Below are 18,645 nucleotides of genomic sequence, written 5' to 3'. Positions count from 1 at the left end.
GGTCAGAATTCGTCCGCAATGTCCATGAGGCCAAGCAACTTGCGCGGAGCGACCTGACGCCAGCTTTCGCGCAGCCGTTGCGCCACATGGTCCCAGTCCGTGTCGCCAAGGTCCAGCCGGATGCCGACCCATTCATTGCCGAAATAGGCGGGGCGGTAATAGCGGGCCGGATCGGCTTCGATCAGGCTGGCCTGTTCTTCTGGCGCGGTGGTTTTGACCAGCAGGGCAATGATGCCGTCGCCATGATGGTCGCGGGTGAAATAGGCGAATTTCTTGCCCTTGACGATGCCGAAGCAGGGCATGCCGTGCGAAACGATCTCGTCCGCCTGCGGCAGGGCCAGCGCGCTTTCGCGGACCTTGTTGAGCAGCCAGTCGGGCTGGCGCTCGCGGGTGACGAAATCGGCCAGCGTGCGGGAATAGAGCTGATGTTCGGCGATGAGGATGCGGGCGGCCAGGCTGTCGGCGGTGTCGCCGGGCAGGATAGCGACGGCGGTCTGGCCCAGCACCGGGCCATCGTCCAGTTCGGCGGTGACGATATGGACCGAGCAACCGGCATGGCTGTCGCCCGCGTCGATAGCGCGCTGGTGGGTGTCCAGCCCCTTATATTTGGGCAGCAGGCTGGGGTGGATGTTGAGCATTCGGCCTTCCCAACCCGACACGAATTCGGGCGACAGCAGGCGCATATAGCCCGCCAGCGCCACATATTGCGCGCCCGCCGCGCGCAGCTTTGCGTCGATGATCCGGTCGAATTCCGCGCGCTTATGGCCTTTATGGCTCTGGCCGAAGGTGGGGATCCCCTCCGCAGCGGCCAGCGTCAGGCCAGCGGCATCGGGATCGTTGGCGGCGACCAGTATGATCTCATAGGGGCAGCTTTCCGCCTTGGCCGCATAGAGCAGCGCCGCCATGTTGGACCCGCGACCGGAGATCAGGACGCCGACTTTTGCCTTTTGCATAACAACATCCGTTCGGTTCGAGCGAAGTCGAGAACCCTGGCGCGACCGTTTCTCGACTTCGCTCGAAACGAACGGAGGGGGTGATTTTAGCCCAGATGCGTCGCGCGCCAGTCGGCCTTGCCGCTCCATGTCTCGACCGAGCCGCGGACGGTGCAGCCCTTCTCGCCCGCCTGGACTTCGCCGATGCGATGGACGGTTTCGCCCGCGGCTTCGAGCGCGGTGGTGACGCCTGCGACATGGCCTTCTTCGACGCTAAGCACCATGCCGATGCCGCAGTTGAAGGTCCGCGCCATTTCGCCCGGTTCGATATGGCCCTGCGCCTGGAGGAAGGCCATCAGGCGCGGCTGCTCCCATGCGTCGGCATCGACCATCGCATGGCAGCCGTCGGGCAGGACGCGCGGGATATTTTCCAGCAGTCCGCCGCCGGTGATGTGGGCCAGCGCATTGATCATGCCGGCGCGGACCAGGGGCAGCAGGCTTTTCACATAGATTTTGGTGGGCGCCATCAGCGCGTCGATCAGCAAAATATCCTGATCGAAAATGGCGGGGCGGTCGAGCTTCCAGCCCTTGTCGGCGGCAAGGCGGCGGACCAGCGAGAAACCGTTGGAATGGACGCCGGAGGATGCCAGGCCCAACAGCACGTCGCCGACCTTGACCCGATTGCCGGTCAGCGCCTTCTGCCGTTCGACCGCGCCGACGCAGAAGCCCGCCAGATCATAGTCGCCCGGCCCGTACATGCCGGGCATTTCGGCGGTTTCGCCGCCAATCAGCGCGCAACCGGCGATCCGGCACCCCTCGGCTATCCCGGCGATGACACGTTCGGCGACGCCGCTTTCCAGCTTGCCGGTGGCATAATAGTCGAGGAAGAAAAGCGGCTCTGCCCCCTGGACGATCAGGTCGTTGGCGCACATGGCGACCAGGTCGATGCCCACGCCATCATGGCGATCATGGTCGATCGCAAGCTTCAGCTTGGTGCCGACGCCGTCATTGGCCGCGACCAGCAGCGGATCGTCATAGCCTGCGGCCTTCAGGTCGAAAAAGCCGCCAAATCCGCCAAGTTCGGCGTCTGCGCCAGGGCGGCGGGTCGCCTTGGCCAGCGGCGCGATGGCGCGGACGAGGGCGTTGCCCGCGGCGATGTCGACGCCAGCCTTGGCGTAGCTGTAGGATTCGTTCTCACTCATGGGGGAGCGCCCTAGAGCAAAGGCGGGCAAAACGGAACCTTCGATCTTGGCGGCATCATTGCACATCCGTTCGCCCTGAGCGACATCGAAGGGCTTTACCGAGCGTAGCGGAGTGCTTCACTGCGTTCAGCAGAGGGCTTCGACTTCGCTCAGCCCGAACGGTAGGGGTGAGGGGCCTTGAAGGTTGGCGCTTGGCATCCTGGGCAAATCCCGCCAAAAGGCGCTCGTGAGCCTGAGCCAGACCCTTAACCGCCTGCCGTTCCAGCCCGGCGCGCTGCTGCGCGCCGTGTCGCGCCCGGTCCAGATCCTCCTCGCCATCGCGATCGGCCTGATTGCCGCAGCGCTGTTCGCGCAGATGGAGGGGGAGCGGGGCGTCCCGCCGATCGCCAGTGGCGGCGATTTCGAGGTGCGCGGCGTCAAGGTCGATGTCGTCGCCAAGGATGCCGACAGCGCCCGCTATGCCGGGTGGCGGATGGCGCAGCGGCAGGCGTGGCGGATGCTGTGGACGCGCACCCATGGCGGCGGCGGCGCGCCGGCCCTGTCCGATTCGCAGATCGAGGCGATGGTTTCGGGCATAGAGATTGATTTCGAGCAGGCCGGACCGACCCGTTATGTCGCGACATTGGGCATATTGTTCGACCGGGCGCGTACCGGGCAATTGCTGGGCGTGTCGGGCAATGTCATGCGGTCGCCGCCGCTGCTGGTGATACCGGTTCTGTGGGATGGCGGATCTGCGGTGTCCTATGAACGGACCAATGAATGGCAGAAGGCCTGGGCGCGGTATCGCACCGGCGACAGCGCGATCGACTATGTGCGCGTGGCCGGGTCGGTCGCGGACCCGATTTTGCTGACGGCCGGGCAGACCGGGCGGCGCGGACGCCTGTGGTGGCGGGTGCTGCTCGACCAATATGGCGCGGCCGACGTGGTGATCCCGATCGCGCGGCTGGACCGCGCCTATCCCGGCGGCCCGGTGACCGGCACCTTCACCGCGCGCTATGGCCCGGACAACAGCCTGATCGGCAGCGTGACGCTGCGCGCGTCCAATGCCAGCGGCGTTGCGCAGATGCTGGACGAGGGCGCGCGGCGGATCGACGAAATGTATATCCGCGCGCTCAATGATGGCCGCCTGCGCCCCGACCCGTCGCTGATCATCGAGGAGCCGGTCGATCCCGACGCGCTGGCGATCGAGAATGCGACCGATACGGTGATCGAGACGGACGATCTGCCGACGGCGGCCAGCACGAGCGGCACCAGCAGTTTCGCGATCCAGTTCGACACGCCCGATGTCGGGTCGATCAGCGCGGGCGAATCGGCGGTGCGGGCGATCCCCGGCGTGCGGTCGGCATCGACCAGCAGCCTGGCGTTGGGCGGCACGTCGGTGATGCAGGTCAGCTTTGACGGCACGGTGGATATGTTGCGCAACGGGTTACAGGCGCGCGGCTATACTGTCAGCGTATCGGGCACCACCCTGCGCATCGTGCGCAGGCAGGCGCCGCAGCCGACGCCGCCATCACAGCAATGAGCCAGATCAGCCTGCCTTTCGACTGGCAAGGCGCGGCCAGCGGCGGAGATTTTCTGGTCAGCGACGCCAATGCCCAGGCGGTCGCCCATCTGGAACGCTGGCGCGACTGGCCGCTGTCGGTGAGCGTGCTGACCGGGCCGCCCCTGTCGGGCCGATCGACGCTGGCGCGCCATTTCACGCAGATGAGCGGTGGCAGCGTGATCGACGATGCGCAGGGAAAGGACGAACATGCGCTGTTCCATGCCTGGAACGAGGCGCAGACGAGCCGCCAGCCATTGCTGATGATCGGCCATGCGCCCCCCGCCAGCTGGACCGTGGCGCTGCCCGACCTGCGATCGCGGCTGGCCGCTGCGCCCCATGTCGCGATCGCCGAACCGGACGAGGCGCTGGCGCGCGCGCTGATCGAGCGCCAGTTGGGCGCGGCGGGGGCACGCTTCGCCGCCGACCTGCCCGACTGGCTGTTGCGCCGGATAGAGCGTAGCTATGGCGCAATCGCGGCGGTTACGCGGCTGCTCGACCAGGCGGCTTTGTCATCTGGCCGTAAGATTTCCATCTCAATGGCAAAAGACTGCCTGCAAGGCGCTGGCTATCTGCCTATAGTAGCGCCTGACCCTTCCCTCGATCCATGCGAGTGATCCCAGTGGCCGAAGCCGATCCCGCGACCAGCCTGACCCAGCCGATGGGTCGCTATTTCAACCGTGAGCTGTCCTGGCTGGCGTTCAACCAGCGCGTGCTGGAGGAGGCGATGAACCGCGCCCATCCGCTGCTGGAGCGGTTGCGCTTCCTGTCGATTTCCGGCGCCAATCTGGACGAATTCTTCTCCGTCCGGGTCGCGGGCCTCAAGGGGCAGCAGTTGCAGGACGTGGACATGTGTTCGGCCGACGGGCTGACCGCGGGGCAGCAATTGACGGCCATTGCGGCGGAAACCGACCGGCTGATGCAGGCGCAGCAGAAGGTGTGGGGCGTCGTCCATAGTGAGCTGGCGCAGGTGGGGATCGAAGTGGTCGGCCCGACCAGTCCGATCGATCCACTGAGCGAAGCCTGGCTGCGGGACCATTTCCTGAACCAGATCTTCCCGATCCTGACGCCGCAGGCGCTGGACCCGGCCCATCCCTTTCCCTTCATCCCCAATCAGGGCTTGTCGATCGTATTCGACCTGCAACGCCTGTCGGACAAGCAGCCGATCCGTGAACTGGTGATGATCCCCGCATCGCTCGCACGCTTTGTCCGCATTCCCGGCGAACCGGCGCGTTACATGGCGCTGGAGGCGGTGGTGCGGCGTTTTTCGGTGGATCTGTTCCCCGGATATATGGTGCGCAACAGCGGCGTGTTCCGCATCATCCGCGACAGCGACATCGAGATCGAGGAAGAGGCCGAGGATCTGGTCCGCCACTATCGCAGCGCGATCAAGCGCCGCCGCCGGGGCCGCGTCATCCGCATGGAGATAGAAGAGCGCATCCCCGAACCGGTCGAGGAGATGTTGCAGGACATGCTTCAGGGCCATGAGGCCGTGGTGGTCGAGGTGGAAGGGTTCATCGGCATCGGCGACCTGTCCGGCGTCGTCGAGGAGGACCGGCCCGACCTGAAATTCGAACCCTATGCGCCGCGCTTTCCCGAACGCATCCGCGAATATGGCGGCGATTGTTTCGCCGCGATCCGGGCGAAGGATATTGTCGTCCACCATCCCTATGAGGCGTTCGACGTCGTCGTCGCGTTCCTGAAGCAGGCGGCGGTCGATCCCGATGTGGTGGCGATCAAGCAGACGCTCTATCGCGCGGGCAAGCAGTCCGCGATCATCCGCGCGCTGATCGACGCGGCGGAGGCGGGCAAGTCCGTGACCGCCGTGGTCGAATTGAAGGCGCGGTTCGACGAAGAGCAGAACCTGATGTGGGCCGACGCGCTGGAGCGGGCCGGCGTGCAGGTCGTCTATGGCTTCATCGACTGGAAAACCCACGCCAAAGTGTCGATGGTGATCCGGCGCGAGGGGGATCAGTTTCGCAGCTACTGCCATTTTGGCACCGGCAATTATCATCCGGTCACGGCCCGCATCTATACCGATCTGAGCTTCTTCACCGCCGATCCGGCCTTCAGCCGGGATGCCGCCGCGTTGTTCAACTATATCACCGGCTATGTTGAGCCGCAGGGGCTGGAAAAGCTGGTCATGTCACCGCGCAGCCTGCGCGATCATCTGTGCGCGATGGTGGATGCCGAGATCGACCATGTCCGCGCCGGTCGCCCCGGCACCATCTGGGCCAAGATGAACAGCCTGGTCGATCCGGCGCTGATTGAAAAACTCTATGCCGCCAGCAATGCCGGGGTGCAGATCGACCTGATCGTGCGGGGCATCTGCTGCCTGCGCCCCGGCGTGCCGGGCATGTCGGAACATATCCGGGTCAAGTCGGTGGTCGGCCGTTTTCTGGAACATAGCCGCATTGCCGTGTTCGGCAATGGCAAGGCGCTGCCCAATAACGGCGCCAAAGTCTATATCAGTTCGGCCGACTGGATGCCGCGCAACTTCGACCGGCGCGTCGAATTCCTGGCCCCGATCGAAAATCCGACCGTGCATGACCAGATTTTGGACCAGGTGATGGTCGCCAATCTGATCGACAGCGAACAAAGCTGGACGCTCGACAGCACGGGGCATTACACCAGGCTCGATCCGGGCGACAAGCCGTTCAACCTGCACCGCTATTTCATGACGAACCCGTCCCTGTCGGGGCGGGGCGCGGCGCTGGACAATGAAGCGGTGCCGACTTTGCGCCTGCGCGGGCGGACCTGAGCCTGATGAATTCCATGCTCAGCCGGGTCCGCGAAGCGGCGCATACGATGACGATGTCGGCGCAACCGACGACGGGTCGCACCGCGATCATCGACATTGGTTCCAACAGTGTGCGTCTGGTGGTGTATGACGGGCCGCGCCGTATCCCGTTCATCCTGTTCAATGAAAAGGTGATGGCGGGGCTGGGCGCGGCGCTGGCGCGGACCGGACAGATCGAGCCGGAACCGATGGAGCGCGGACTGCGCGCGGCCGAACGCTTTGCCCATCTGTGCCGGCAAATGAAGGTTGCCGATATTCGCTGCGTGGCGACCGCGGCGGTGCGGGACGCGACCAACGGGCCGGAATTCATCGCCCGCGCTGCCGCCATGGGGCTGACGGTGGAATTGCTGTCGGGCCGGCAGGAAGCAGTCGGCGCGGCGATGGGCGTGCTGTCGGGCATTCCGCATGCCGACGGCATAGTCGGCGATCTGGGCGGTGGCAGTCTGGAACTGGCGCGGATCAGGGACGGGCAGGTGCATGACACCATATCCCTGCCGCTGGGCGTACTGCGCCTGCCGCAAATCCGCGCCAAGGGGCCAAGGTTGCTGGAACGGCAGGTGGCCAAGATGCTGGCCGATGCCGGGTGGCATCAGGCGCCTGACCTGCCATTCTATCTGGTCGGCGGGTCGTGGCGGGCGCTGGCGCGGTTCGACATGCAACTGACCCAGTTTCCGCTGCCGGTGGTGCATCAATATGAAATGCCCGCGACCCGCGCCGAGCAGCTGATCCGTATCGTGTCCCATGTCGATCGCGCGCGGTTGAAGGAAATTCCGGGCATGAGCGGGTCGCGCGTGCCGACGCTGGGCGATGCGGCGGCGTTGCTGTCGGTGGTCGTGCGCCAGTTGCGATCGAGCCGTCTGGTCGTGTCCGCCTATGGCCTGCGCGAGGGATTGCTGTTCGAAGGGCTGCCGCCCGAAATTCGTGGCGAAGATCCGCTGCTGGTCGCAGCCGAAGCGGAGGGGGAGGCGCAATCGCGGTTTCGCGGCCATGGCGACCGGATCGAACGCTGGATCGCCCCCCTGTTCGCCGATGATGTGCCCGCCGCCCGCCGTATCCGCCGCGCTGCCTGCCTGCTGGCCGATGTCGGCTGGCGCGCCAATCCCGATTTCCGCGCCGAACGGGGCATGGAGATTGCGCTGCACAGCAATTGGGTGGGCATCACCGCGGCGGAGCGGGCAATGCTGGGGCAGGCGTTGTTCAGCCATTTTGGCGGCGGCACGGCGATCGCGCCGGGGCTGGAACGGCTCGCCAGTGCCGAGGCGCTGCACCGGGCGATGCTGTGGGGGCTGGCGATCCGACTCGCGCAGCGCCTGTCTGGCGGGGTCGAGCGGCCGCTGACCCATACGCGGCTGACGTTGCGGGACGGGCTGTTGCTGCTGGAACTGGACAGCGACGATGTGGCGCTGGGCGGCGAAGTGGTGGAACGGCGGTTGCGGCATCTGGCACAGACGCTGGGCGTGAAATATCGGCTGGTGCGGGGTGAGGGGTAGGGACTTCAACAGGTTCGTCATGCCGGTGGACGCGGGGATGACGGACCGAGCAACATGCCCGCACTGCCCACCTTCCCCTGCCGCGTAATCTTGGCTAAGCCCCGGCGATGACATCTTCTCCCGCGCCGCTCAGCCGATCGCTCTTTGGCTTTTCGATCTTTTATGGCGGCATGGTCTGCATTGCGGGCGTGCTGGGCAACAAGCAGGTCACGCTGGGGCCGGTATCGGCGATCGGGCCAGCATTGGGGCTGGGTCCGCTGGCGGTGGAGGCGGGGATTTTCGCCTTCCTGCTGCTGGTGACGATTTCCAGCGCGGTGGCCGAGCTTCATGGCCGCGCGGTGGCCAACCGGCTGGTGCAGATCGGCTTCCTGCCGCTGATCGCCTCTATCCTGCTGTCGGTTCTGGTCCTGGCGGCTCCCGCTGCGGGAGATATGGACCCGGCCCGCGCCCAAGCCTTTGCCATGATGATGGGCGGTACGCCGCGCATCTGGGCGGGCGGCATCATCGCCTATGGCGTGTCGCAGACATTGAACGTCACCCTGTTCGCGATGCTCAAGGGGCGGGAGGGCGGTCGCCTGCTGTGGCTGCGCGCGGCGGTGGCGAGCATCCTGTCGCAGATCGCCGACACGCTGCTGTTCGTGACCATCGCCTTTTACGGCGTCTTTCCGATCGGCGAGTTGTTGCTGGGGCAGATGCTGGCCAAGGTCGTGCTGTCCGCATTGCTGGTGCCGCCGGTCATTTATCTGCTGGTGGCGCTGGGGCGGCGGCTGGACCGCTGAGGGCGGCGGCAGTCGACCCCGGCAATGTGCGACAGTAAGCCGAACATATGCACGATAATGGCGGAAATGGATTAGTTAGCTAACTAATCGAATTGTAATGCGGTGTTGCGCGGCGTTGGGGGCCTGGCTTCGGTAGCTTCGGGGGCGTTGGATGATGCCGGTTGGCGCGCGAAGCGGGCGGGCGCGCGTCGCTTCTTGCTCCACGCCTGCTTTGCCCCTATGCGCCCGCGCATGACCAGTTCGCATGATCCCGTCCCGGCGCTGCTCGCCAAGGCTGAAACCCTCGTCGAGGCGCTGCCCTATATGCAGCGCTATGCGGGCAAGACCTTTGTCGTGAAATATGGTGGCCATGCGATGGGCGACCCGGAAGCGGCGCGCGATTTTGCCGAGGATGTCGTGCTGATGAAGGCGGTCGGCATCAATGTCGTCGTCGTCCATGGCGGCGGGCCGCAGATCGGCGCGATGCTCAAGAAGCTGGGCGTCGAATCGGAATTTATCGGCGGGCTGCGCGTGACGGACGCGGAAACCGCCAAGATCGCCGAAATGGTGCTGGCCGGTTCCATCAACAAGGAAATCGTCGGCTGGATCGCTGGCGCTGGTGGCCGGGCGGTCGGCATTTCGGGCAAGGATGGCGGGCTGGTCGTCTGCGAAAAGGTGCTGGGCAAGCGTGAGGCGGACCCCAATTCGGGGATCGAGCGCAATGTGGACCTTGGCTTTGTCGGCGATCCTGTGAAGGTCGACCGGCGTATCCTGGATACGCTGACGCAGGACGGGATCATTCCGGTCGTCGCGCCGGTTGGCATCGGCGCGGATGGCCATACCTATAATGTCAACGCCGACACGATGGCAGGCGCGATCGCGGCGGAACTGGGCGCGTCGCGCTTCTTCCTGCTGACCGACGTGGCAGGTGTGCTGGACAAGAACAAGAATCTGCTGACCGATCTTGATCCCGCCGCGATCGAGGTGCTGCAACAGGATGGCACGATCAGCGGCGGCATGATCCCGAAGCTGGAAACCTGCGTCAAGGCGGTCGAGGGCGGGGTAGACGCCGCCGTCATTCTGGACGGGCGGGTGCCGCATGCCATGCTGCTGGAAATCTTCACCAAGCGCGGCGCGGGCACGCTGATTCGCAAATAAGCCGTCACCTGCACCCTGTCCGGAGAGCCGATCCATGTCGCTGACCCAACTTCTAGTCCCGACCTTTGTGCAGATGCTCAATCGTCTGTCCACCTGGCTGGAGAAGGCGGATGGTTCCACCGGCGATGCACTGCTGTCCGCGCGTCTGGCGCCCGACATGTTCCCCCTGTCGACGCAGATCCGCTTCGCCTGTGTGCAGGCGCAGGAAGCGATGTGTCGACTGAAGGGAGAGGATTTTCCGGATTCGCTGGGCGCGTTGCGCGATGAGGGGCGCAATGGGGCGGAGCATCCCGGTTCGATCGCGGATGCCAAGGGCCGGATCGCGCAAACCCTGGCGTTGCTGGAGGGGCTGGCCCCCGATGCGCTGGATGCCGCCGCTGGCACGATGATTGCCCATGCGCTGCCCAACGGGATGATTTTGGATCTGACCGCCGAACAATATGCGCGCGACTGGGCGCTGCCCCAATTTTATTTTCACCTGATGACGGCCTATGCGATCCTGCGGGCCAATGGGGTGGAACTGGGCAAGGCGGACTATGTCGCGCACCTGTTCCCCACTATCCGGCCGGGAACGATGCCGACCGCCTGATCGGGGCCTGTCCCGGCGCGGCGAACGCCCGGTCAGCATTGCGCCGATGCGATCATGCGCCGCTTCGGCCCGATACCCTATGTGCCTGTGATGCCCATGCCAGCCAGGAAAAAGCTTTCGGAAAGCGTGCGGCGATGCTTGTCCCCCGGCCATCGGACGGGGTAGAGAGAGGCAATATTTTTCGGAGACCTCATGGCCTACGCGCTTTATCAGATCATCGTCATCCTGCTCGACGTGCTGTGGTGGATCATCATCATTCAGGCCGTCATGAGCTGGCTGATCGCGTTCAACATCGTGAATATGGGCAGTGATTTCGTCCGTACCGTCATGACCGCGCTCGACCGGATGACCGCGCCCATCTATAATCCCATTCGCAAGGTCATGCCCGATCTGGGCGCTTTGGACCTTTCGCCGATGGTCGTGCTGCTGGCGATCCTGATCATCCGCCAGGCTGTGTTGCCGCCGCTGTTCGGGCTGGTGTGACGGTCTGGAGCCAGACGGGCGACGACCTGATCCTGGCCGTCCGGCTGACCCCCGGCGCATCGAAGGCAGCGATCGGCGGCATATGGACGGATGAAAAGGGCGCGCAATGGCTGTCCGCCCGCGTGACCGCCGTGCCGGAAAAAGGGCGGGCCAACGACGCGCTGGTCGCCCTGCTCAGCAAATATCTCGACTGGCCCAAGGGGGCGATTTCGCTGGAATCGGGGGACAGCAACCGGCTAAAGCGGCTGCGTATCCGGGGCGGCGCACAGCCGCGCCTGATCGCCATCATAGAAGAACAGGTTGACGTGACATGACCATCGGCAAGATCATCGACGGCAAGGCTTTTGCGGCGGGGCTGCGCGACAAGGTGGCGGAGGGCGTGAGCGCTTTCGCCGCGCAGGCGGGGCGCAAGCCGGGTCTGGCCGTGGTGCTGGTGGGCGAAGACCCGGCCAGCGCGGTCTATGTGCGCAACAAGGGCAAGATGACGATCGCCACCGGCATGGAAAGCTATGAGTTCAAGCGCCCGGCGAGCATCGGCGCGGACGATCTGCTCGACCTGATCGAGGAGCTGAACCATGACGAGCGGGTCGATGGCATATTGGTCCAGTTGCCGCTGCCCGATCATATCGACGAGAGCGCCGTTCTGGCCGCGATCGACCCGGCCAAGGATGTCGACGGGTTCCATGTCGTCAATGCCGGCAAGCTGGCGACGGGGCAGGAGGCGCTGGTCCCCTGCACGCCGCTGGGCTGCATCATGCTGCTGAAGGACGAACTGGGCGACCTGAGCGGCCTGGAAGCGGTGGTGGTGGGCCGGTCGAACATTGTCGGCAAGCCGATGGCGCAATTGCTGCTGGCGGAAAGCTGCACCGTCACGATCGCCCATAGCCGCACCCGCGACATTGCGAGCATCGTCCATCGCGCCGACATCGTCGTCGCTGCCGTGGGGCGGGCCGAAATGGTCAAGGGCGAATGGATCAAGCCGGGCGCGACGGTGATCGACGTGGGCATCAACCGGGTGGCCGATACCGAGGATGGCAAGAGCCGGATCGTCGGCGATGTCGCGACGGCGGAGGCGCTGGCCCATGTCCGCGCGATTACGCCGGTGCCGGGCGGCGTCGGGCCGATGACGATCGCGGTGCTGTTGCGCAATACGCTGGTCGCGGCCCATGCCCGCGCCGGGCTGGCGAAGCCCGACGGGCTGTGAGGGTGCGCCCGACGCTGCTGGCGCCGCTGCTGGTCTTGGGCGCGGCGGTGCTGGTCGCGGCGAAACCGCCGATGCGCTTTCAGCCCGATCCCAGTTCCGTGATCGCCGCCGAAATCGCCTTTAGCCGGCTGGCGCAGGAGAAGGGGCAATGGACCGCCTTTCGCGCCACGGCCGACGATGATGCAGTGATGTTCGTGCCGCAGCAGGTGTCGGCGAAGGCGTGGCTGAAGGGGCGGGCCGACCCGCCAGCGTCGGTCAAATGGTCGCCATCCGTCGTCTATGTCTCCTGCAACGGCAATCTGGCCGCCAGCACCGGCAACTGGACCCGGCCCGATGGCGCGGTCGGTTATTTCACGACCATCTGGCGGCGCGACAAGAAGGGCGCCTGGAAGTGGATCGCCGATCATGGCGACACGCTGGCCAAGGCGCGCGAGGCGCCGGAATTTCTGAGCGGCAAGGTGGCGACATGCAAGCGGCCCGCGCGCGGCGAAGGCCCGCCGCAGGATGGTCCGCCAGCCGCAGGAAAGGACGCGCCGCTGCCCCCGCCCGACGAGAGCCTGCTCTGGTCGGCGCAGGTTGCGCCCGATGGCGGCCGCCGCGTCACGGTGCGGATGTGGAATGGCAGCGACTATGATATTGTGATCGACGACAGGGTAGGGCCGGCATCATGACCGAATTGTTCATTTCCGCCTTCGTCACCCTGTTCGTGGTGATCGACCCGCCCGGCTGTGCGCCCATCTATGCCAGCCTGACCGGCGGCGCGACGGTGGCGCAGCGCAAGGCGATGGCGATCCGCGCGGTCGGCATTGCCGCGGCGATCCTGCTGGTGTTCGCGCTATGGGGCAAGCAGTTGCTGGGCGTGCTGGGGATCGCGCTCGACAGTTTCCGTATCGCGGGCGGCATCATGCTGTTCATGATCGCGATGGACATGGTGTTCGAAAAGCGCACCCAGCGGCGCGAGGACCGGGCACAGAAGATCAGCGCCGAAGAGCGGCATGTCGAGGATGTGTCGGTATTCCCGATGGCAATGCCGATGATCGCCGGGCCGGGATCGATCGCTACCGTCATGCTGCTGATGTCGCGCGCCGATGGCATGGGCGAGCGGATGGTGGTGCTGGGCGCTGTCGTCGTAACGCTGATGCTGATGCTGGGCGCGTTGCTGGCGGCGGGGCCGCTGATGGCGCTGCTGGGCCACAGGATAGAGGCGGTGATCACCCGGTTGCTGGGCGTGCTGCTGGCCGCGCTGGCGGCGCAGTTCGTGATCGACGGGTTGAAGGCGAGTTTTTAATCCTCCCCGGCGCGGGGAGTTCAATAGAGTCACGTGCCTCTGTTGAACAGGCGAAGCCTGACGGAGGGGGGCGCCTGATTGCACGCCCCCTCCACCACTTCGTGATCCCCCTCCCCTTGCAGGGGAGGATGAGTTGTTAACCCCGCACGTCGGCTTCGGTGACGGGGGCGATCTTGATTTCGACGCGGCGGTTGGCGGCCTTGCCCTCTTCGGTGGCGTTGGACGCGATCGGCTGGGTTTCGCCATAGCCGCGCGTACCGATGCGGGCGGACTGGACGCCGCGACCGATCAGATAGTCGGCGACGGAGCGGGCGCGCCGTTCCGACAGGGTCTGGTTGTAGGCGTCCGACCCGTCGCTGTCGGTATGGCCCAGCACGTCGATATAGGTTTTGGGATATTGCGCCAGCACGCTCGCGACGTCGTTGAGCGTCGGCTGGAACTGGGGCTGCACATCGGCGCGGTCATAGCCGAAGGTGATGCCGGAGGGCATGCGCAGCAGCAGATTGTCGCCGTCGCGAATCACGTCGACGCCCGTGCCGGCGGTTTCTTCGCGCAGCTTGCGTTCCTGGGCGTCCATATAGGCGCCCACGCCCGCGCCCGCGATGGCGCCAATGCCAGCCCCCAGAATCTTTTCGGTCCGGTCATTGCGCCCGCCGACCAGATCGCCCAGCAGATAGCCGCCCAGCGCGCCGCCGATGCCGCCGATCGCGGCCTTGGAAATGGTGCGCTGACCGGTGTTGGGATCGGTCGTGCAGGCGGTGGTGGCCAGCATCGCGGCCAGGCCTGCCGCGCCGATGATGCGGTGAGAAATCTTCATGATCCTGATCCCTTGTCTTTCCTGAATCTCGTTTTGGCGCCCGTATGAGCCGAATAACCCCAAAATCACCGAGCTATGTGTTTGTTCCACAAGCGAACTGAACGGGCGATGATGGGGATGTTGTGCAATTGAAAGAATAACGGTTATAGGAGGTCGCTGACCGCCATGGCCACGATCCCCCTTCCCAATCCGACGCCCTTTCCCTGGGCCGATCTTTTCATCATTCTCGCCCTGGTGGCGTTGAACGGTATTTTCGCGATGTCGGAGCTTGCCATCGTATCGGCGCGCAAGCCGCGCTTGCAGGGGCTGGAGAAGGCCGGGCGCAAGGGCGCGGCGACGGCGTTGCGGCTGGCGAGCGATCCGGGCAAATTCCTGTCCACCGTGCAGATCGGCATCACCCTGATCGGCATTGTCGCTGGCGCCTATTCGGGGGCGAGCCTGGGCGGCCCGGTCGGCGAGCGGCTCTATGCGATGGGCCAGAATCTGGGCATAGGCCTGTCGTCCAATGCCGCGGAAAATCTGGGCTTTGCGCTGGTCATCGGCTTTACCACCTATGCATCGCTGATCATTGGCGAACTGGTGCCCAAGCAATTTGCGCTGCGTGCGCCCGAACCGATTGCGGTGATCATGGCCGGGCCGATGCTGTGGCTGTCCAAGGCGACCGCGCCGGTCGTGTGGGTGCTCGACGGGTCGAGCGCGCTGATCTTCAAGCTGTTGCGGATGAACCGCGAATCGGAACAGCATGTGACCGCCGAGGAGCTGCATCTGATCGTCGCGGAGGCCAGCAGGTCGGGCGTGATCGAGGAAAGCGAACGGGCGATCATTTCGGGCGTGGTGCGGTTGGCCGACCGGCCGGTGCGCGAGGTGATGACGCAGCGCATGGATGTCGACTGGATCGACATTGCGGCGGATGACGCGACGATTCGCGCGCGATTGCTGGAAACGCCCCATACCCGGTTGCCGGTGGGGCGCGGATCGGTGGAGGATATTGTCGGCATCGTCCAGGCGCGCGACATCATGAGCGCGCTGTTCCGGGGCGAGACGCTGAATGTCGGCGCGCTGATGCGCAAGGCGGAGGTGGTGCCTGACCAGGTCGATGCGATGGACGCGCTGGAAGTGCTGCGCCGGTCGGACGTGCCGATGGTGATGGTGCATGACGAATATGGTCATTTCGAGGGGATCGTGACCCCGGCCGACCTGTTGTCGGCGATTGCGGGCCATTTCGCGTCCGACCGCGACGCCTATGACGAACCCGACGTGGTGGAACGGGAGGATGGCAGCCTGCTGGTGTCGGGGCAGATGCCGATCGACCAGCTGGCCGATCGGATCGGCATCGACCTGTCGGAGGATCGCGATTATGCGACCGTGGCGGGCCATGCGCTGTGGCTGCTCAAGCGCCTGCCGGAAGTCGGCGATTTCGTCGACGATCAGGGTTTCCGTTTCGAGATTGTCGATATGGACGGGCGCAAGATCGACAAAGTGCTGGTCGCAGAGCGCTGAGGCGCGGGACAATCGGTTGCCGAAATACTAACATTCGTTATGATTGTCTCCAAAGGAGAGGATCATGCGATTTACCGAACAGGATTATCTGGCCTATGTCGCCGCGTTCAACGCGCGCGACTACAAGACGCTGGAAACGTTCTTTGCCGACGATTTCGCGTTGGAAAATGCGGGGTTCAAGGTCCAGGGAAAGGCGGCGTTCCGCGAATTCTATGCGTTTTTCCATGACTATATCCGCGAAACCGTGCTGTTCCGCGGCTTTTATCCGGGCCAGGATGGCTTCGTCGCCCATGTCGTCATCCGCTTTGAAGGGCTGAAGGATCTGACCCCGGCCGTGCTGGCGGAAAAGGGTTATCCGGGCATGACGCCGGTCAATCGTGGTGGCAGCGCAGATGTGGAGTTTCTGATCCTCTATCTGCTCGATGCGGACGGACTGATCCGTCATATCAAGGGCGCGGTCTGGGTGCCGGAGCGCTGAGCGACGATCAGTCCAGCCTTTTTACCCAGAATTGCATCGGGTGGTCGCTTTCGGCGGCGTCGCCCCTGTCCTTCCAGCCAAACTGGCCGATCAGCCCATCGACCGGCGCAAAGCCGCGCTTGCGCCAGAAGGGGTCGAGCGGACTGTAGCCAACGGGGCGGGCAGGGTGATCGGCCGGGCGGATGACGGCGCAGAAGGCCGCGATGGAAAAGCCAAGGTCGCGCGCCCTGGCTTCGCGCCGGTCGAAAAAGGCGTGGCCGATGCCATGGCCGCGCCATTCGGGCAGCAGGACCGATTCGCCGAAATAATAGACATGGCCAATATCCATGCCGCGCGCGCGGAAGGGGGCGGCGAAGGCGGCGGCATGATCGGCCATAGGCGCGGCGGTGGCGGCGCCGACCAGCCTGTCGCCCTGATCGGTCCTGGCAAAGGCGCCGACGACCAGCGCGCCGGGGCTGTCGGCATAGGCGGCCAGATAATCGCGCTCATAGGCGCGGTCCCCGTCATAGAGATAGGGGAAATCCCTGAACACCGCGATGCGCAGGTCCGCCAACGAATCGAGCGCGGCACCCAGTGCCGCGCCCGTCAATTCGCATATGTCGACCGGCGTACCGATCGGGCTTTACTCGGCAGCGTTCGCTGCCGGAGCTTCGCTCGCATTGGCAGCGTTGCCCGCTTCGGCTTCGGCGGCGTTCGCGCCTTCGGCGGCCGGCGCAGCGTCGGCAGCTGGCAGCGGCAGGTTGGAACCCTGCGTGTTCATCCAGGCGATCAGGTTGGCGCGATCGACCGGATTGCCAAGGCCCGCAAAGGTCATCTTGGTGCCAGGCGCGAATTCACGCGGGCTTTTCAGCCAGTGATCGAGATTTTCGAAGGTCCAGCTGCCGCCCTTGCCGGACAGCGCCGCCGAGAAGGCGAAACCGGCCTTGCCCTTGCCGATTTCCTCGCCGACCGTCGCATACAGGTTGGGACCGATGCCGTTGGCGCCGCCCGACGTGATGGTGTGGCAGGCGGCGCACTTGGCAAACACCTTCTCGCCCGCTGCGACGTCCGCGCTGGCCAGCAGGGTGTTGAGGCCGGGGCCGGAAGCCGCGCCTTCGCCTTCAGCCTCGACGCCTTCGATCGCATAGCCCATCGGTTCGGGCCGTTCGTCATGGAAATATTTGGAACTGACGATCGCGCCGCCGAGCGCGATAATGCCAGCGAACAGCGCCCAGCCCGCTACGGTATTGAAACGATCGCCCATTTCGCTCGATTTCCCTTGCATTTCTGTTCGGGCGGCTGTCTTGGCGCCCCCTCTTGGCCGTTGCCATAATGGCGGACACGCGAACGTGCAACCCGGCTTGACACCACAAATGCGCAGGGGCGTGTCGCGCTTGCGCCGCCGACGCTTGCGCGGCCCCGCGCAACTGCCTAAGCGCGCAGCCATCCATGGAAAACTATCCCGCCCCCGCGCGCGCGATTGTCGCGCAACTGGCTGAAAAAGCCGCCGCCGACCCGGCCCGCGCCGTCGCCTATCAGGGCGCGCCGGGGGCCAATTCGCATCTGGCGGCGCTTGGCTATGCGCCCGATTGCGTGCCTTTGCCCTGTTTCGCATTTGAGGATGCGATCGATGCCGTGCGCAACGGCCAGGCGGAACGGGCGATCATCCCGATCGAAAACAGCCTGCACGGGCGGGTGGCGGACATGCATTTCCTGCTGCCCGAATCGGGCCTGTCCATCGTGGACGAATATTTCCTGCGCGTGCGCCATTGCCTGATGGCGCCGGACAACAGCCCGGTCAAAAGCGCGATCAGCCATCCCCAGGCGCTGGGCCAATGCCGCCATTATCTGCGCGAACGGGGCATCCAGCCGGTCGCCTATGCCGATACGGCGGGCGCAGCGGCGCTGGTGGCGGAAACGCGCCTGCCCGGCGAAGGGGCGATCGCGCCGTATCTGGCGGCGGAGATCTACGGCCTGCGGCTGATTGCGGAGAATATCGAGGATAGCGACGATAATGTAACGCGCTTCCTGGTGCTGGCGCGCGCGCCGCGGATGCCGGTCGCCAATGTCGGGCCGGTCATGACGACTTTCCTGTTCGAGGTGAAGAATGTCCCCGCCGCGCTCTACAAGGCGATGGGCGGCTTTGCGACCAACGGCGTCAACATGACCAAGCTGGAAAGCTATCAACGCGGCGCGAGTTTCGCCGCGACGGAGTTTTTCTGCGATATTGAAGGCATGCCGGGCGACCCGGCGGTCGACCGGGCGCTGGCGGAACTGGAATTCCACACCAAATGGGTGCGGATGCTGGGCAGTTATCGGCAGGCGCGGCCCAGAACTTAGGGGTGCGCAATCGATCACCCTCCCCTTGCAGGGGAGGTGTCGGGCCGCAGGCCAGACGGAGGGGTGTCGCCGTCTCGATAGGGTAAC

The 18,645-nt window shown here is 65.1% G+C and carries 20 protein-coding genes; 15 read left to right on the top strand and 5 right to left on the bottom strand.

The annotated features are described in order from the left end of the window. Positions 1–2: 2 nt before the first annotated feature. Positions 3–953, bottom strand: coding sequence for a phosphoribosylglycinamide formyltransferase (gene purN, locus SX1_RS11535; protein ID WP_019053104.1), 951 nt, complete (start codon positions 951–953; stop codon positions 3–5). Positions 954–1,039: 86 nt separating this feature from the next. Continuing rightward, positions 1,040–2,134 carry a phosphoribosylformylglycinamidine cyclo-ligase gene (purM, locus tag SX1_RS11530; protein ID WP_019053103.1) on the bottom strand — a complete coding sequence of 365 codons (1,095 nt, stop codon included), beginning with the start codon at positions 2,132–2,134 and terminating at the stop codon, positions 1,040–1,042. A 226-nt stretch (positions 2,135–2,360) separates the two neighbouring features. Between purM and SX1_RS11525 the strand changes: the two genes are divergently transcribed. From SX1_RS11525 to SX1_RS11470, 12 genes are all read left to right on the top strand, one after another. Then, the gene (locus SX1_RS11525) at positions 2,361–3,656 is read left to right on the top strand and encodes a hypothetical protein (protein ID WP_026002522.1); all 1,296 of its coding nucleotides are present in this window, start codon (positions 2,361–2,363) and stop codon (positions 3,654–3,656) included. Next, positions 3,653–4,291: a P-loop NTPase family protein gene (locus tag SX1_RS11520; protein WP_019053102.1), complete on the top strand. Its 639-nt coding sequence runs from the start codon at positions 3,653–3,655 to the stop codon at positions 4,289–4,291. Before SX1_RS11525 ends, SX1_RS11520 begins: the two co-directional genes overlap by 4 nt. Before the next feature lie 5 nt (positions 4,292–4,296). Next, entirely contained in the window at positions 4,297–6,435 is a 2,139-nt protein-coding gene (locus SX1_RS11515) for an RNA degradosome polyphosphate kinase (protein WP_017183824.1), read from the top strand. 5 nt (positions 6,436–6,440) lie between these two features. Then, positions 6,441–7,964: a Ppx/GppA family phosphatase gene (locus SX1_RS11510; RefSeq protein WP_019053100.1), complete on the top strand. Its 1,524-nt coding sequence runs from the start codon at positions 6,441–6,443 to the stop codon at positions 7,962–7,964. 107 nt (positions 7,965–8,071) lie between these two features. Continuing rightward, positions 8,072–8,743: a queuosine precursor transporter gene (locus SX1_RS11505; protein WP_017183826.1), complete on the top strand. Its 672-nt coding sequence runs from the start codon at positions 8,072–8,074 to the stop codon at positions 8,741–8,743. A 219-nt stretch (positions 8,744–8,962) separates the two neighbouring features. Continuing rightward, a complete protein-coding gene (gene argB / locus SX1_RS11500; protein WP_019053099.1) occupies positions 8,963–9,880 on the top strand; it encodes an acetylglutamate kinase in 918 nt (305 codons plus the stop codon). 34 nt (positions 9,881–9,914) lie between these two features. Further along, positions 9,915–10,469, top strand: coding sequence for a DUF1993 domain-containing protein (locus tag SX1_RS11495; RefSeq protein WP_026149689.1), 555 nt, complete (start codon positions 9,915–9,917; stop codon positions 10,467–10,469). A 192-nt stretch (positions 10,470–10,661) separates the two neighbouring features. Beyond that, positions 10,662–10,952, top strand: a complete 291-nt coding sequence (locus tag SX1_RS11490; protein ID WP_017183829.1) for a YggT family protein — start codon at positions 10,662–10,664, stop codon at positions 10,950–10,952. Next, positions 10,949–11,266, top strand: coding sequence for a DUF167 domain-containing protein (locus SX1_RS11485; protein WP_019053097.1), 318 nt, complete (start codon positions 10,949–10,951; stop codon positions 11,264–11,266). The genes SX1_RS11490 and SX1_RS11485 overlap by 4 nt, the downstream gene beginning before the upstream one ends. After that, complete coding sequence (folD, locus tag SX1_RS11480; protein ID WP_019053096.1) at positions 11,263–12,156, top strand: bifunctional methylenetetrahydrofolate dehydrogenase/methenyltetrahydrofolate cyclohydrolase FolD; 894 nt, start codon at positions 11,263–11,265, stop codon at positions 12,154–12,156. The genes SX1_RS11485 and folD overlap by 4 nt, the downstream gene beginning before the upstream one ends. Next, entirely contained in the window at positions 12,153–12,827 is a 675-nt protein-coding gene (locus tag SX1_RS11475; protein ID WP_019053095.1) for a hypothetical protein, read from the top strand. Before folD ends, SX1_RS11475 begins: the two co-directional genes overlap by 4 nt. Beyond that, positions 12,824–13,444 carry a MarC family protein gene (locus SX1_RS11470; RefSeq protein WP_017183833.1) on the top strand — a complete coding sequence of 207 codons (621 nt, stop codon included), beginning with the start codon at positions 12,824–12,826 and terminating at the stop codon, positions 13,442–13,444. The genes SX1_RS11475 and SX1_RS11470 overlap by 4 nt, the downstream gene beginning before the upstream one ends. A 136-nt stretch (positions 13,445–13,580) precedes the next feature. Here the strand turns inward: SX1_RS11470 and SX1_RS11465 are convergent, their stop codons facing one another. Then, the gene (locus SX1_RS11465) at positions 13,581–14,261 is read right to left on the bottom strand and encodes a YiaD family glycine zipper/OmpA-like lipoprotein (RefSeq protein ID WP_017183834.1); all 681 of its coding nucleotides are present in this window, start codon (positions 14,259–14,261) and stop codon (positions 13,581–13,583) included. Between the two features lie 165 nt (positions 14,262–14,426). Here SX1_RS11465 and SX1_RS11460 point away from each other — a divergent pair, with 165 nt between their 5' ends. Next, positions 14,427–15,761 (top strand): hemolysin family protein, encoded by a 1,335-nt coding sequence (locus SX1_RS11460; RefSeq protein WP_019053094.1) that lies wholly within the window; start codon positions 14,427–14,429, stop codon positions 15,759–15,761. A gap of 64 nt (positions 15,762–15,825) precedes the next feature. After that, positions 15,826–16,239 (top strand): nuclear transport factor 2 family protein, encoded by a 414-nt coding sequence (locus SX1_RS11455; RefSeq protein ID WP_017183836.1) that lies wholly within the window; start codon positions 15,826–15,828, stop codon positions 16,237–16,239. Positions 16,240–16,246: 7 nt separating this feature from the next. Here the strand turns inward: SX1_RS11455 and SX1_RS11450 are convergent, their stop codons facing one another. Then, on the bottom strand, positions 16,247–16,828 hold the full coding sequence (locus SX1_RS11450) for a GNAT family N-acetyltransferase (protein WP_019053093.1): 582 nt from the start codon (positions 16,826–16,828) through the stop codon (positions 16,247–16,249). 33 nt (positions 16,829–16,861) lie between these two features. Beyond that, positions 16,862–17,482 (bottom strand): c-type cytochrome, encoded by a 621-nt coding sequence (locus SX1_RS11445; RefSeq protein WP_019053092.1) that lies wholly within the window; start codon positions 17,480–17,482, stop codon positions 16,862–16,864. A gap of 185 nt (positions 17,483–17,667) precedes the next feature. Here SX1_RS11445 and SX1_RS11440 point away from each other — a divergent pair, with 185 nt between their 5' ends. Continuing rightward, entirely contained in the window at positions 17,668–18,558 is an 891-nt protein-coding gene (locus SX1_RS11440) for a prephenate dehydratase (RefSeq protein WP_017183839.1), read from the top strand. The last annotated feature ends 87 nt before the right edge of the window (positions 18,559–18,645 follow it).

It is taken from the genome of Sphingobium xenophagum NBRC 107872 (assembly GCF_000367345.1).
Classification (GTDB): domain Bacteria; phylum Pseudomonadota; class Alphaproteobacteria; order Sphingomonadales; family Sphingomonadaceae; genus Sphingobium; species Sphingobium xenophagum.
The sequence above is the reverse complement of the archived record's forward strand: the minus strand, read 5'-3'. Positions and strand labels throughout refer to the sequence as shown.

What these genes read in the sequence shown, in the direction of transcription:
- folD (WP_019053096.1), top strand. Translation starts at nt 11,263, where the DNA reads ATGACCATCGGCAAGATCATCGACGGCAAGGCTTTTGCGGCGGGGCTG.
- argB (WP_019053099.1), top strand. Translation starts at nt 8,963, where the DNA reads ATGCGCCCGCGCATGACCAGTTCGCATGATCCCGTCCCGGCGCTGCTC.
- purM (WP_019053103.1), bottom strand. Translation starts at nt 2,134, where the DNA reads ATGAGTGAGAACGAATCCTACAGCTACGCCAAGGCTGGCGTCGACATC.
- SX1_RS11490 (WP_017183829.1), top strand. Translation starts at nt 10,662, where the DNA reads ATGGCCTACGCGCTTTATCAGATCATCGTCATCCTGCTCGACGTGCTG.
- purN (WP_019053104.1), bottom strand. Translation starts at nt 953, where the DNA reads ATGCAAAAGGCAAAAGTCGGCGTCCTGATCTCCGGTCGCGGGTCCAAC.
- SX1_RS11440 (WP_017183839.1), top strand. Translation starts at nt 17,668, where the DNA reads ATGGAAAACTATCCCGCCCCCGCGCGCGCGATTGTCGCGCAACTGGCT.
- SX1_RS11465 (WP_017183834.1), bottom strand. Translation starts at nt 14,261, where the DNA reads ATGAAGATTTCTCACCGCATCATCGGCGCGGCAGGCCTGGCCGCGATG.
- SX1_RS11495 (WP_026149689.1), top strand. Translation starts at nt 9,915, where the DNA reads ATGTCGCTGACCCAACTTCTAGTCCCGACCTTTGTGCAGATGCTCAAT.
- SX1_RS11445 (WP_019053092.1), bottom strand. Translation starts at nt 17,482, where the DNA reads ATGGGCGATCGTTTCAATACCGTAGCGGGCTGGGCGCTGTTCGCTGGC.
- SX1_RS11470 (WP_017183833.1), top strand. Translation starts at nt 12,824, where the DNA reads ATGACCGAATTGTTCATTTCCGCCTTCGTCACCCTGTTCGTGGTGATC.
- SX1_RS11460 (WP_019053094.1), top strand. Translation starts at nt 14,427, where the DNA reads ATGGCCACGATCCCCCTTCCCAATCCGACGCCCTTTCCCTGGGCCGAT.
- SX1_RS11510 (WP_019053100.1), top strand. Translation starts at nt 6,441, where the DNA reads ATGAATTCCATGCTCAGCCGGGTCCGCGAAGCGGCGCATACGATGACG.
- SX1_RS11505 (WP_017183826.1), top strand. Translation starts at nt 8,072, where the DNA reads ATGACATCTTCTCCCGCGCCGCTCAGCCGATCGCTCTTTGGCTTTTCG.
- SX1_RS11455 (WP_017183836.1), top strand. Translation starts at nt 15,826, where the DNA reads ATGCGATTTACCGAACAGGATTATCTGGCCTATGTCGCCGCGTTCAAC.
- SX1_RS11520 (WP_019053102.1), top strand. Translation starts at nt 3,653, where the DNA reads ATGAGCCAGATCAGCCTGCCTTTCGACTGGCAAGGCGCGGCCAGCGGC.